The organism is Amycolatopsis lexingtonensis (genome assembly GCF_014873755.1).
Lineage (GTDB): Bacteria > Actinomycetota > Actinomycetes > Mycobacteriales > Pseudonocardiaceae > Amycolatopsis > Amycolatopsis lexingtonensis.
This window is the reverse complement of the sequence record NZ_JADBEG010000001.1, coordinates 3,231,684-3,244,960: the sequence shown is the minus strand read 5'-3', so window position 1 is coordinate 3,244,960 and position 13,277 is coordinate 3,231,684. Positions and strand designations below refer to the sequence as shown.

11 protein-coding genes are annotated in these 13,277 nt (G+C 69.3%); 5 read left to right on the top strand and 6 right to left on the bottom strand.

All coding sequences use genetic code 11. The features are described from left to right. The first annotated feature begins 87 nt into the window (after positions 1–87). On the top strand, positions 88–1,917 hold the full coding sequence (locus tag H4696_RS14730) for an RICIN domain-containing protein (protein ID WP_086857973.1): 1,830 nt from the start codon (positions 88–90) through the stop codon (positions 1,915–1,917). An 11-nt stretch (positions 1,918–1,928) separates the two neighbouring features. On the opposite strand, the gene H4696_RS14725 is transcribed toward H4696_RS14730, so the two are convergent. Next, on the bottom strand, positions 1,929–2,189 hold the full coding sequence (locus H4696_RS14725; RefSeq protein ID WP_086857974.1) for a hypothetical protein: 261 nt from the start codon (positions 2,187–2,189) through the stop codon (positions 1,929–1,931). 617 nt (positions 2,190–2,806) lie between these two features. Between H4696_RS14725 and H4696_RS14720 the strand changes: the two genes are divergently transcribed. Then, a complete protein-coding gene (locus tag H4696_RS14720) occupies positions 2,807–3,139 on the top strand; it encodes a helix-turn-helix domain-containing protein (RefSeq protein WP_086857975.1) in 333 nt (110 codons plus the stop codon). Between the two features lie 332 nt (positions 3,140–3,471). Here the strand turns inward: H4696_RS14720 and H4696_RS14715 are convergent, their stop codons facing one another. From H4696_RS14715 to H4696_RS14705, 3 genes are read right to left on the bottom strand one after another with little or no spacing between them, the layout of a single operon-like run. Further along, positions 3,472–4,254, bottom strand: a complete 783-nt coding sequence (locus tag H4696_RS14715; protein WP_086857976.1) for an ATP-binding cassette domain-containing protein — start codon at positions 4,252–4,254, stop codon at positions 3,472–3,474. Further along, positions 4,251–5,225, bottom strand: coding sequence for an ABC transporter permease (locus H4696_RS14710; RefSeq protein ID WP_086857977.1), 975 nt, complete (start codon positions 5,223–5,225; stop codon positions 4,251–4,253). Before H4696_RS14710 ends, H4696_RS14715 begins: the two co-directional genes overlap by 4 nt. Positions 5,226–5,231: 6 nt before the next feature. Further along, entirely contained in the window at positions 5,232–6,329 is a 1,098-nt protein-coding gene (locus tag H4696_RS14705; protein ID WP_086857978.1) for a sugar ABC transporter substrate-binding protein, read from the bottom strand. A 197-nt stretch (positions 6,330–6,526) separates the two neighbouring features. Between H4696_RS14705 and H4696_RS14700 the strand changes: the two genes are divergently transcribed. Genes H4696_RS14700 through H4696_RS14690 form a run of 3 tightly spaced genes read left to right on the top strand, consistent with a single transcriptional unit; the run spans position 6,527 to position 10,097 of the window. Continuing rightward, positions 6,527–7,579 carry a sugar ABC transporter substrate-binding protein gene (locus H4696_RS14700; protein WP_086857979.1) on the top strand — a complete coding sequence of 351 codons (1,053 nt, stop codon included), beginning with the start codon at positions 6,527–6,529 and terminating at the stop codon, positions 7,577–7,579. A 12-nt stretch (positions 7,580–7,591) separates the two neighbouring features. Further along, positions 7,592–9,094: a sugar ABC transporter ATP-binding protein gene (locus H4696_RS14695; protein ID WP_086857980.1), complete on the top strand. Its 1,503-nt coding sequence runs from the start codon at positions 7,592–7,594 to the stop codon at positions 9,092–9,094. Beyond that, positions 9,084–10,097 carry an ABC transporter permease gene (locus H4696_RS14690; RefSeq protein WP_086857981.1) on the top strand — a complete coding sequence of 338 codons (1,014 nt, stop codon included), beginning with the start codon at positions 9,084–9,086 and terminating at the stop codon, positions 10,095–10,097. Before H4696_RS14695 ends, H4696_RS14690 begins: the two co-directional genes overlap by 11 nt. A 3-nt stretch (positions 10,098–10,100) precedes the next feature. On the opposite strand, the gene H4696_RS14685 is transcribed toward H4696_RS14690, so the two are convergent. Together H4696_RS14685 and H4696_RS14680 are read right to left on the bottom strand one after the other, a co-directional pair. Then, entirely contained in the window at positions 10,101–10,808 is a 708-nt protein-coding gene (locus tag H4696_RS14685; RefSeq protein WP_086857982.1) for a FadR/GntR family transcriptional regulator, read from the bottom strand. A gap of 584 nt (positions 10,809–11,392) precedes the next feature. After that, positions 11,393–13,276, bottom strand: coding sequence for a DUF8034 domain-containing protein (locus tag H4696_RS14680; protein ID WP_086862839.1), 1,884 nt, complete (start codon positions 13,274–13,276; stop codon positions 11,393–11,395). Position 13,277: the final 1 nt, after the last annotated feature.

Genomic DNA, 13,277 nt, shown 5'->3' with positions numbered 1-13,277 from the left:
GTTGGCGATTCCCCGACGGCGTAGCTTCACTGCTTGGTCGAACCGGTTCGACCAACCCTCGTCGTCCGTGCCCCGAAGGAGTCGCACGTGGACATCTCGCGCGAGCGCGCCCGCCGTGGCCTTGCCGCCTTCCTCCTCACCGCCACCCTCACCGGCGCGTCCGCCGTGGCTCTCGCGGAGCCCGCCCGAGCCGCCGACGAGTCGATCGCCGTCGACTTCTCCGCCGGGGGCGGCACGCCGTCCTACCGGGCATCCGGCTGGATCTACGGCATGACCGAAACCGCCTCGGCGCCGGCCGACCACTTCTACCGGGACGTGAAGTTCCAGGCCATGCGCGCGGGCGGCGCGCAGCTGGACAGCCCGGGCGGCTGGGTCTCGGGCCGGTACGACCGCCGCTGGAACGCCACCCGCGCCCAGCTGCTGCGCACCCGCGCGCTCGGCGGCAAGTTCGTCCTGCTGGTGCACGACCTGTGGGGCGCGGACGGTTACCCGATCTCCCGCTTCCCAGGCGACAACGGCGACTGGACCGACTACGACAACTTCCTCACCCGCCTGATCAACGACGTGCGCGCCACCGGCGCCCCGGTGGAGTGGGACCTCTGGAACGAGCCGAACATCTCGCTCTTCTGGAACCGCCCGCAGAGCCAGTACTTCGCCATGTGGCAACGCGCCTACCAACGCATCCGGGCGGCGTTCCCGGACCAGCCGATCGTCGGCCCGAGCCTCGCCGGTGTCCCGTCGACCTCGGCGGGCTGGTGGACGCAGTACCTCGACTTCGTCCGGTCCGCGAACGTCGTCCCGGACATCGTCAGCTGGCACTCGCTGCCGGGCGATCCGGTGGCGAACGTCGCCGCCGCCAACGCTTCCCTCGACGCGCGCGGCATCCCGCACCCGCGGCCCTACCAGATCAACGAGTACGGCGCGTCGAACGAGCAGAACCCCGGCGACGGCTCGTGGTATATCACCCGGCTCGAACGGGCCGGCGCCGACGGGCTGCGCGCCAACTGGGCCAGCGGGGGAAACCTCCACAACGACCTCGGCAACCTGCTCGTCCATGATTCCGCGGGGCAGCACCAGCCCAAGGGGGAGTGGTGGGTCTACCGGTTCTACGGCTCGCAGACCGGCCGGATCGCGGCCACCACGCCCAGTGGTTCGTACGACGCGTTCGCCACGGCGACGATCGGGACGGCGAAGGTGCTGGTCGGTGGCGGTGGCACGACCGGCAACGTCGCCGTCGCCCTGCGGCGCCTGGACGCCACCACCGGAATCGTCCAGGGCAACCAGGTCCGGGTGCTCGTCCAGCGGATCCCGTACAACGGCGGCGCCGCGGTCGCCGGCCCGGTCACCGTCCAGAACTCGGTGCTGACGCTGTCCGGCAACGCCGTGACCGTGAACGTCCCGCACACCAACGCCGACGACACCTTCACCATCACGCTGCTCCCGCCGTCGGAGACCGGGTTCCAGTCCGTCGCTGTCGCGCAGCATTCCCAGCAGTGCCTGGACAACACCGACCTGAGCACCGCCGACGGCAACCGCCAGCAGCAGTTCCCCTGCGAGGGCGGCGACCAGCAGCTGTGGAACTTCCGCCCGGTCGCCGGCGCGTTCACCGTCGTCAACCAGCAGTCGGGCAAGTGCCTCGAGGTGGCCGGCGCGTCGACCGCCGATGGTGCGGCCGTCCAGCAGGGAAGCTGCGGTTCCGGTGCGGCGAACCAGCAGTTCACCTTGCGGAAGGTGACCTACAGCGGCAACGACTCCCACGACTACCAGCTGGTCGCCCGGCACAGCGGCAAGTGCGTCGACGTCAACCAGGCGGCCACGGCCGCGCGCGCCCAGCTCATCCAGTGGACGTGCCGGGCGGTCACCCAGAGCAGCCCGCTGAACCAGACGTGGCGCCTGTGGGGGAGCGGCCCCGTGTGAGCGGTTCCTGGTCAGGCGCCGAGCCGGCTGTAGAGCCGGCTGGCGAGCGTGGCGGCCAGCCGGTTCAGCGCGGCTTGCGGATCGAGCATGGCGAACTGCCCGAGCAGCTCCGCGGCCGCGTAGGCCTCGGCCTCCGACACCAGCGCCACGCACTGCTCCCGTCGTCCCCGGGCCAGCAGCCGCGCCAGTGCCTCGGCGTATTCGCCGAGGTCAGCGGCCCCTGTCAGGCCGTAGCGCTCCCCGAGCGGATCCTGGGTGGCCTCGTCCCGCATCGCGTCTCCCCCTTCGTGTCGTCGTCAGCAACGCCGAAAATCTATGTCGGCCGGGGTAGACATTCAACGGCGGGTGTGTGTAGTCTTCTGTTCGTACCGAGAGAGACAACATCAAGCAGGCGCGGGAGAGGACGTAACTACCCGCGAAGCAGTGCAAGCAAGATGTAGTGGCAGGACCGGTCAGGTGGCCGGAGCCGATCAGTGAACGGGGCTCCGGGCAGTGGCCAGCGGCGTCAGCGTGCTGGGACCGATCAGTGGAAGGGTCTCAGCAGTGACGTCGGTAGCAAGTGCAGTAGCAGTACCTGAAATCGCAGTACCTGAAGTTGCAGTATCCGCAGTTGCAGTACCGAGTAAGTGGAATACCGAGGAAAGAAGGGAACGGAGCCATCATTGGATCGCCCGCAGCGGCTGGGTAGCGCCGCGCGGGTGCCGCAGTTCCATCGAGTTCGGAGGTGGTGCTCGGTCACGAGTAAGCGATCCCCGCGCAATCCGGCTTTCGGCCGGACGCGGGTGCAGGAAGCCGGCGGTCGCGCCGGTTGACAATGGTGAAACCCAACCCTTGAGGACCCCGGGTGCCGTCCACGGCACCCGGGGTCCTTCGTGATGTGGAGGTGGATTTGATACCTGACCAGGAAGGACCGGCCACGCCGAGCCGGGCCGACAAGTTCGACGACGACGAGTACCCCGCCTACACCATGGGCCGGGCCGCGGACATGCTCGGCACGACGCAGGGTTTCCTGCGCAGCCTCGGCGACGCCGGGCTGATCACGCCGCAACGCTCCGCCGGTGGGCACCGCCGCTACTCGCGGCAGCAGCTGCGGTTGGCCGCCCGGGCGCGGGAACTGGTCGACCAGGGCACTCCCGTCGAGGCGGCTTGCCGGATCGTTTCGCTCGAAGACCAGCTCCACGAAGCACAACGCCGCAACACCGAACTGCGCGCCGGCGACTGAACCGCCGCGCTCACCCGGCAACGAAGGGGTTGTGCGTTTCGCGCCCCGGCACTTCCGCCAAGCGCACCCCCTTCCAGCCGGCCCGGGTTCCTGGGCGCCGTCCTTCAAATCGGCGGAGCCAGTGCACGGCGGCGAGGTGGATCTCGTGCTCAGTCCGCCGCGTGACCGGCCGAGTCCTTCGCCGAGGGTGAGAGCGACGGCTCGATCACCGCCCACGCCCTTATCCGTCGACTCACGAGTGACAGCGCGGCAGTGAGTGCGGAGGTCTTGAATGAGTCATTCAGGACCTCCGAAGACCTGAATGACTCATTCAAGACCTTTGGTCTGGGCTGTCAGGGCCGGCCCGGTTCCTGGTTCCCGCCGCCCAGGCGGTATTCCGCGTTCACCAGCTCGAGCAGTTCGGCCACCGAGGTGTCCGCCGCCGCCCGGTCGAAGGTGATCTCCCCGTGCTGCAGCAGGTTCACCCGGTCGCAGACGTCCATCACCTGCCCGTAGTTGTGCGCGATGAGGATGATCGCGATGTCCCCGCGCTGCTTCAGCTCCCGCAGCAGGCGCAGGATCATCGCGCTTTCCTTGGCGCCCATCGCGGCGAGCGGCTCGTCGAGCAGCAACAGCTTCGCCTTCGAGTACACCGACCGCGCCACCGCGATCGCCTGCCGCTGGCCACCGGACAGCATGCCGACCTCGGCCGCCACCGACGGGATGCTGATGCCGATCGAGTCCAGCGCCTCCCGGGCGAGGCGCTTCATCTCGCGGCGCCGCAGGAACGGGACCGGGCGGTGCGTCAGCTCGCGGTTCAGGTGCAGGTTCAGGTACACCGGCAGTTCGTCGACCATCGCCAGGTCCTGGAACACCGTCTCGATGCCCAGTGACCTCGCGTGCACCACCGACTTGAGCGTGACCGGCTTCCCCTCGAACAGGATCCGCCCGCCACTCGGCTGGTGGTAGCCGGTGAGGATCTTGATCAGCGTCGACTTGCCGGCGCCGTTGTCCCCGATGAGCCCCAGCACTTCGCCGCGCCGCACGTGAAGGTTGACGTCGGCGAGCGCGTTGACCGGGCCGAAGTTCTTGCCGACGCCCTCGACCCGGATGACCTCGGCGGCGGGTTCGGTCATGTCAGCTCCCGGCTGCCGATGCGCTTGCGCACCACGATCAGCGTCACGTTCAGCACCATCGCCAGCAAGATGGCGGCGCCGAGCACCACGTTGAACGCGTTCGCGCTGACCCCGGTCAGGTTGAACCCGTCGAACACGATGCCCAGCAGCAGCGCGCCCAGGAACGCGCCGACCACCGTGCCGGACCCGCCCAGCAGCGCCGTGCCGCCGATCACGGCCGACGCCACCGCGAAGAACATCGTCGTGAACCCGCCGTTGGTCGGGTCGTAGGAGCCGACCCGGGTGCCCTGCAGGATGCCGGCGAGCCCGGCCAGCGTGCTGGTGATCGCGAAGTTGACCACCTTCACCCGGTTCACCGCGATGCCGGACTCCGCGGCGCCGACCGGGTTCCCGCCGGTGGCCTGCGTGTGGATGCCGAACCGGGTCGCCGACAGCACGACCTGCATGACGACGACCACGCCGAGCGCCCACAGGAACTCGGTCCAGCGCGCCCCGCCGAACACCTCGAGCACGCCGCTGTTCTTCGGCGTGCCCACCGGACGGGCGTTCGAGATGATCAAGACCAGGCCCTGCAACAGGAACGCCATGCCCAGCGTGGTGATGAACGACGGGATCCCCAGCACGGTCCGGATGAGCCCGTTCGCCAGGCCCACCAGCGTGCTCACCACGATCGCGCCGAGCAGCGCGAGCCACAGCGGCCAGCCGTTGACGAAGAACTGCATCATCGTGAACGGCGCGAGGGTGAACACGAAGCCGGCGGACAGGTCGATTTCCCCGCAGATCAGCAACATCACCTGCCCCGCGGCGATGATCGACCACGGTGCGACGTACTGGGCGATCGTCTGGTAGTTGTCCAGGGAGTTGAACGCGTCACTGGTCGCCGTGAAGTAGATCCCCGCGGCGATCGTGACCAGCAGGATGCTCAGCTCCTTGACCTGCAGCACGCCGAGGAGCAACGGCTTCGACGACATCACCCGCTACCGGCTCAGCACCGACGGCGGCGGCAACGGGATCGAAGCGGGCATCGCGAGCACGTCCTTGTTGTCGCCGCCCTCGAACCGGCTGTGGGCCGACGCGTACGGGCCGACGTTTTCCTTGGTGACGAACGTGAGACCGGTGTCGGTGACCGGCGGCGCGACCAGTGTGCCGGACAGGCGGAACAGGTACAGGTAGAGCACGGAAAGGAACCCCTGGAGGTAGGGGGACTGGTCGATGGTGAAGTCGAGCGCGCCGTCCTTCACCCCGGTCACCGTGTCGTCCAGCAGGTCGAACCCGCCGCTGCCGATCTTGCCGGACAGCTTGCGGTCGGCGATCAGCTTCGCGCACGCGGCGGTGCTGCCCGCGTCGACCGCGTAGATCCCCTTGACGCCGGTGTTCCCGGTGTAGGCGGCGGTCATCGCGTTGAGCTCGCCGGCCTGCTCGGCGCCGGTGTTCACCGACTGGACCCGGACGCCGGGTGCGGCCTGCTTGAGCGCGTCGGTGATCCCGTCCAGGCGCGGCTGGACGTTGTTGCCGCCCGGCTGGGCGATGCCGACCAGGATGTCGCCGGAGGTGATCTTCTGCGCGATGCGCTGTCCCATGCGGAATCCGGACAGGTACAGGTCCTGCCCGACGTAGGTGAGCGGGTAGTTCCCGGCCGCGCTCGCGTTGTAGGCGATCACCGGGATGCCCTGGCCGAGCGCTCGCTTGGTGAGGTCGACGAACGCGTTGTCGTCGGTCAGCGAGACGGCGATTCCGTCGACCTTGCTGTTGATCGCCGTTTCCATGGCGCTCGCCATCTGGGCGACGTTGCCGTTTTCCGAGCCGGTCCACTGTGGTTCGGGTACGCCGAGCAGCGCGGCGGCGTCGGCGAGCCCGGACCGGGTCGGGACGAAGAAGGAGTTGGTGGTGACGTGGTTGACGAACACGAACCGCCACCCCGGGGTGCTCGGGAACGGGCCCGATTTACCACCGTTCTGGGCTTCTTGGACGCTGGTGCACGCCGCCAGCAGCGCGCTCGCGGCGACCGTTCCCCCGCCCATGCCCAGGTACTTCAGTGCGGTTCTTCGTGAAGTGGCGCCTGCTTCGGCAGTCATGGTGCCCCCGCGATCATCTCAGTCGACTCAGCGGACTGGTGCGGAACTGTCGTAGACCGTAGCAGACATATGATGTCTCTACCAGGCTTTTCGCGAGCCAGTCGGGCATCTGGACAATCGACCGGGCGTGGCGTAGCCATACATATGTTGTCTGTCCCTTGTACTCGCGTGTCCCACCCTTTCAGCGAGGAGAGGTCATGAAGATCCGGTCCCTGTGCGCCGTCGCCGCCGGCCTGCTCACCGCGGCGGTGCTCGCCGGCTGCGGTGGCGGTGGCACCTCCGCGACCGGCGGGACGGTCGTCGGCGTCGACTACCCCCGGTCGGACACCGACTTCTGGAACGCCTACATCAAGTACGTGCCCCGGTTCGCCGGCGAGGACGGGTTCGAGCTCAAGACCACGAACTCCCAGAACGACGTCGCCACGCTGACCGCCAACGTGCAGACGATGATCAGCCAGGGTGTCAAGGGTGTCGTCATGGCGCCCCAGGACACCGCGGCGATCATCCCGACGCTGCAGCAGTTGGCCGCCAAGAAGATCCCGGTCGTCTCCGTCGACACCCGCCCGGACCAGGGCGACGTCTACATGGTCGTGCGGGCGGACAACCGGGCCTACGGCGAAAAGGCGTGCCGGTTCCTCGGCACGAAGCTCGGCGGCCACGGCAAAGTCGTAATGCTGCAAGGGGATCTCGCCTCGATCAACGGGCGCGACCGCACCGAAGCCTTCAACGACTGCATGAAGCAGAACTTCCCCGGCATCACGGTGTTCGGCGAAGCCACCAACTGGGACGCCGGGACCGCGGCCCAGAAACTGCAGACCCGGCTGACGGCGAACCCGGACATCAAGGGCGTCTACATGCAGTCCAGCTTCGCGCTTTCCGGGACGCTGCAGCTGCTGAAGCAGCGCGGCCTGCTCGTCCCGGCGGCCGATCCGAAGCACGTGTTCATCGTTTCCAACGACGGCATCCCCGAGGAACTGGCCAAGATCCGGGCGGGGGAGATGGACGCGACCGTCTCCCAGCCCGCGGACCTGTTCGCCCGGTACGCGCTGCAGTACGTCAAGGACGCCATCGCCGGCAAGAAGCAGGTGCCGGGCCGGACCGACCACGACAGCACCATCGTGGCCGTCCGCGACGGACTGATGGAAGACCAGCTGGTCGCGCCGCTGGTCACCGCGGACGGCGCGACCTTCGGGACGGTCGCCAGCGTGAAGGTCGACGACCAGTCCTTGTGGGGCAACAGCAAGAGCTGAACGGAGGCGTACATGGGCACCGTGCCGGTCGTCGAAGCGCGGCAGGTGGTCAAGCGCTACGGCGCCACGGTCGCGCTGGACCACGCCGACCTGACCGTCCTAACGGGACAGACACACGCACTCGTCGGCCGCAACGGCGCGGGGAAGTCGACCCTCGTGTCCATCCTCACCGGCCTGACCGAGCCGGATTCCGGTTCCCTGCTGGTGAACGGCGAGCCGGTACCGGGACTGTCCGATCGGGACAAGTGGCGCGCGCTGGTCGCGTGCGTGTACCAGAAGTCGACGATCATCCCGCATCTTTCGGTGGCGGAGAACCTGTTCCTCAACCGGCAGGAGACCCGGCGCGGCTTCGTCCGCTGGTCCGCGGTGCGCCGGGCGGCCACCGAGCTGCTCGAACGCTGGTCGGTCGACGTCGACGTCCGCCGGCCCGCGGGCGAGCTCGGCGTCGAGCAGCGGCAGTTCGTCGAGATCGCGCGGGCGCTGTCCTTCGGCGCGCGGTTCGTCATCCTCGACGAACCGACCGCGCAGCTGGACGGGGGCGCCATCACCCGGCTGTTCGGCCACCTCGCCGAGTTGCAGCGCCAGGGCGTGACGTTCCTGTTCATCAGCCACCACCTGCAGGAGGTCTACGAAATCTGCGACACGGTCACGGTCTTCCGCGACGCCCGGCACGTCCTGACCGCGCCGGTCGCCGGATTGCCGAAGCTCGACCTCGTCGCCGCGATGACCGGGGAAGACGCCACCCTGTCCGCCGAACGCGCTTCCTCCGTCCGGCCCGGCGCCCCGCCGGTGCTGCGGGTCCGCGACTTGAGCCTCGACCCCGGCTACGAAGGCGTTTCCTTCGACGTCGCGCCAGGGGAGATCGTCGGCCTGGCCGGGGCCGGCGGCAGCGGCAAGACCGAGGTCGCCGAGACGCTGACCGGCCTGCGGACGGCCGATTCGGGCACCATCGCCGTCGGGGAGCGCCGTCCCCGGCCCGGCGACGTCCCGGCGGCGCTCGCGGCCGGGATCGGTTTCGTCCCGGAGGACCGGCACCGCCAGGGACTCGTCCCGGAGATGTCGGTCGCGGACAACACCACCCTGTCCGTCCTGGACCGGCTCGGCCCCGGCATCTTCGTCCGGTCCGCCCTGCGCGACCGGCTGGCCGGGACGATGATCACCCGCCTGGCGGTGAAGACACCCGGCCCGGAGCTCGCGGTGTCGGCGCTTTCCGGCGGCAACCAGCAGAAGGTCGTCCTGGCCCGCGCGCTCGCCGGCGATCCACGCGTGCTCGTGCTGATCACCCCCACCGCGGGCGTGGATGTGCGGTCGAAGGAGTTCCTCCTCGGCAAGGTGGCCGAAGCCGCGGCCGCGGGCACCGCGGTGCTGATCGCTTCGGACGAGCTGGACGACCTGCGCCTCTGCGACCGCGTGCTCGTCATGGTCCACGGGAGGCTCACCGCCGAACTACCCGCCGGCTGGCAGGACCGCGAGGTCGTGGCCGCCGTGGAAGGAGTCGACCTCGATGCCGGATAGCCCTGCCGTGCTGCGTGCCGAGCCCGCTACCGCCCGGCCGCCGCGCGGGATCGCCGTCGCGAGGCTGCGCGACTTCGCCCTGGTGCCGGGGATCATCGCGATCGCGGTGGTCGGCCAGCTGGTGAACCCGGTGTTCCTCCAGTACGACAACGTGATCAACATCCTGCAGACGATGTCGGAGATCGCGCTGCTGGTGCTCGCCCAGACCCTGGTACTGGTCGTCGGCAAGATGGACCTCTCCCTGGAGTCGACGTTCGGCCTGGCTCCCGGCGTGGCGGCCTGGCTGACGATCGAAGGCGGCCATTCCCTCGGGCTCCTGCCGTCGTGGACCGCGGTGCCCGTGGTGCTCCTGGTCGGGGTGCTGGTCGGCGCGCTCAACGCCCTGCTGATCGTCCGCTTCGGACTGAGCGGGTTCGTGGTCACCCTCGGCATGCTGATCGTGCTGCGCGGCCTGCTGACCGGGATCTCCGGCGGCCAGACGTTCTTCGGCATGCCCGAGTCGATGCTGTACCTCGGCACCACGCTGTGGGCCGGGATCCCGGCCTCGATCTGGATCTGCGTGCTCCTGTTCGCCGGCGGCGTGGTCCTGCTCGGGAAGACCCGGCCGGGCCGCAGCCTCTACGCGATCGGCGGGAACGAGGACGCGGCGAAGGCGGCGGGCATCCGGACGGACCGCATGGTGTGGATCGTCCTGATCGCGGCGAGCGTCCTGGCCGCGCTCGGCGGCCTGCTTCTCTCGGGCCGGCTCGCGTCGGTGGCCGCGGCGCAGGGCAACGGCTACATCTTCACCGTCTTCGCCGCGGCGGTGATCGGCGGCGTCAGCCTGAACGGCGGGCGCGGCACGCTGTTCGGCGCCTTCACCGGAATCCTGCTGCTGTACATGATCCAGAACGTGCTCACCCTGGCCGGCGTACCCGCGCAATGGATCGGGGCGCTCAACGGCACGATCATCCTGGTCGCGCTGGTGATGTCCCGCATCACCAGCGGCAAGCGGCAGACCTGACGGCTACCCGTCTTCCAGATTCGGGAAGTCCGCCAGGTGGGCCCGCAGCCAGCGTTCGGAGGTGTCCACGTGCAGCAGCGCGGCGGCGGTGGCCACGGCGGGATCTCGGGCGGCCAGCGCGTCGTGGATCGCCTTGTGCTGGGACAGGGTCTCGTGCGTCACGCCGCGGTCGATGGTGCCGCGCCAGATCCGCGCCCGCAGCGTCCGCGAGGAGATGCCGTCCAGCAGCGCCGTCAGGGTTTCGTTCCCCGCCGCGGTGACCACTTCGCGGTGGAAGGCGGCATCGAGCACGGTGAGCCGTTCGACGTCCTCGACGGCTTCCTGCATCGCGTCGAGCAGTTCGGCCACGGTCGCGAGCTGGGCGTCGGTGATCCGGGTCGCGGCGAGCCCGGTGGCGGCGGGTTCCAGGAGGCGGCGCACCTCGGTCAGTTCCAGCACGGTGCCGCCCTGCATGAGCGCCACCGCGCTGCCGAGGCCTTCGAGCAGGAGGCCGGGGGCGAGGCTCGTGACGTAGGTGCCGTCGCCGCGGCGGACTTCGAGGACGCGGGCCAGTGCCAGCGCCTTGACCGCTTCGCGGGTGGGACTGCGGGAGATGCCCAGCTCGGTGGCGAGTTCGTGCTCGGGAGGCAGCTTGGCGCCCGCGGGAAAGCGGCCGGACCGGACGAATTCGCGGATCCGGTCGATCGCTTCGTCGGTCAGGGACCTCGCCATGGCACTCCTCGGGCATCGATTGGCGAGATCTTAGCATTCGTATGATGAATCTTGAGTTCGGGGGAAAGTATTCTACGATTTCGACGGGGATTGCGGTAATTGAGACCTTAGACATGTGATGCCTGGCGCCGTGTCGCAGTCCGCGGCGGTGCGCCAACGTCTTGAATGACTCATTCAGGACGTCCGAAGACCTGAATGAGTCATTCAGGACGTGGGGCGAGCGGGCAACCGGCGGCAGAGTGGCTTGGCCGCGCGACTTTGCCGGGCCCGGGAGGCACCCGACCGGCCGCTCGCACGTCATGAAAGGGTCGTTCACCTCGCCAGACGTCAGGGGCCCGGCAAAGTCGGGTCGGTGCGGCGCGCAGCGGTGCGCCGGCGTCTTGAATGAGTCATTCAGGACGTCCGAAGACCTGAATGAGTCATTCAGGACGTGGGGCGAGCGGGTTACCGGCGGCGGAGTGGCCTGGCCGCGCGACTTTGCCGGAGCCCTGTCGCCAGACGTCATGAACGACCCCTTCATGACATCTCCGCGACCCTGGGCAGACCGCGCGGCCACGACTTCGCCGGAGCCCCGAGGCACCCGGCTATTCGTCGAACGGAGTCGCGTATGACGCCGGACGCGCCCGCAGCGCAAGCTCCAGCGACAGCCGGATGCGGGTGGACGGAGGCAACTCCACCCGCAACCACGGCCCTCCGACAATGATCGACGCCGTCGTCACCACCGGCTCGCCATGACCGTAGTCATAGAGATCGCCCACCCACGAAGGGTCGTCGCACACGCTGTACTCCGCGGTCCGGATGTCGTGCTCGGCGAACGCCCCGGCCTGCACGACCACCGACCGTGCCGCCAGCGGATCGAGGTTGACCAGTTCGAGCACAGTCGCGTCCGGAGCGATCCCGGACACCAGAGCCGCCACCGACGAAGGGAGACCCGGCCGCCGCCCCTGCGCGTCGTAGTACCGCACCCGGGCCTGCGGCAAACCACCGTTGTAGACCACTTGCGGGCCACCCCATGTGAGCTGGACCAGCGCCTCGGTGACCACCGGGTTGGACTGCTGCCACAGGTGGATGTCGGCTTCGGGGACGTCCTGCCCGCGGTAGCGCTCCATCCGTGCCAGCCGGTGCCGGACCTGGGCCTGGGCGGCGGCCAGGATCCGTTCCGGATAGCTCGGGTCGTCGCCGGCCAGGTAGGCGAACCACGGCTCCTCGTGACCGGCCTCTTCCTTGCTGCGGAAGGGCCGCACGGTCCGCCAGTCGTAGCCGCTCGCGGCGCGCAGGCGTTCGAGGCGCTCGCGGTCGTCAGGCGAAGCCGAGTGGTGCCACAGCGCGATCGGGACGCCCATCAGCATCGGGTTGTAGTCGAACCACCCGCGGTCGTCGTGGCGGAAGGGCACGTGCAGCGTCGGCGTGTGGACGTCCTCGCGCAGCTGGACCGACCACTTCGTCTCGAGGCTGGAGTCCGCTTCGGTGAAGGTCATGACCTTGCCCTGGGCGATGATCTCGTCCAGCGCCGGGCGCACCAGGTCGGTGAACGTGTCGTCGCCGGTCGCGAGCGCGGCCGACAGCGCGCCGACGACGGCGGCGTGGCCGACGCTGTACCAGCCGTGCGGCCACGACCAGCCGTAGTGGCCGCTGTACCAGCGGCCCTCCAACAGGCCGCCCACCGTGCCGTCGGGAGCGACGTTGTCGGGCAGGATGCCGCCGTTGGCCGCCGCGCGGTGCCGCCAGGCGCCCACGTACTCGGCGAGCCAGTCGCGGTAGCGCGGGTCGCCGGTCAGCAGCAGGGCGTTCAGGACGAGCCCGGACGCCGCCAGGTTGACCGCCGTGTCGCCCGTCCCCATCCGCCGGCGCATCTGCTCGCCCATCGCGGAGCCCTCCGGCGCCAGCCACTCCAGGGGGAAGCCGTACGTCCTGGCCTCCCGGGGCAGCCACGGGTACGAGTCGCCGTCGAAGAGTCCTTCGCGCGCCGGGTCGCTGCCGTTGTGGGGACGCCGGATGATGCGGTGGGCGGGATCGTAGTTGCCGTGCGCGGGATCGACGTAGAGTTCCGCGAACCGCACCGCCCGCTCCCGCCACCGCCCGGGCGCGGCCATGCACAGGAAGTACAGCAGCAGCAGGCTTTCCCCCTGGTGGAACCAGTCGTAGCCGCGTTCGTATTCGTCGTGCAGCATGCCCAGCTCGGTCAGCTGCCGGGTGACGCCTTCCCAGTGGCGCTCGGACTCGGCGAGGAGGTCGCCGGCGCCGCCGAGCAGGTAGAGCTGGGGCCAGTTGAAGAACGTCTCGTAGAAGTCGTCCACGCCGTCGCGGGTGGTCAGCTCGCCGCTGTAGCGCAGCCGTCCGTCCGGATCGGTGAAGTCGCGGGCGAACCGGCGCCAGGCGCGGTCGAGCAGGTCGAACAGCGCGCGCTCGGCGAGCGCCCAGCCGGGCGGCTCGAGCAGGGGCACCGAGGCGGTGATGACGGGAGGCATC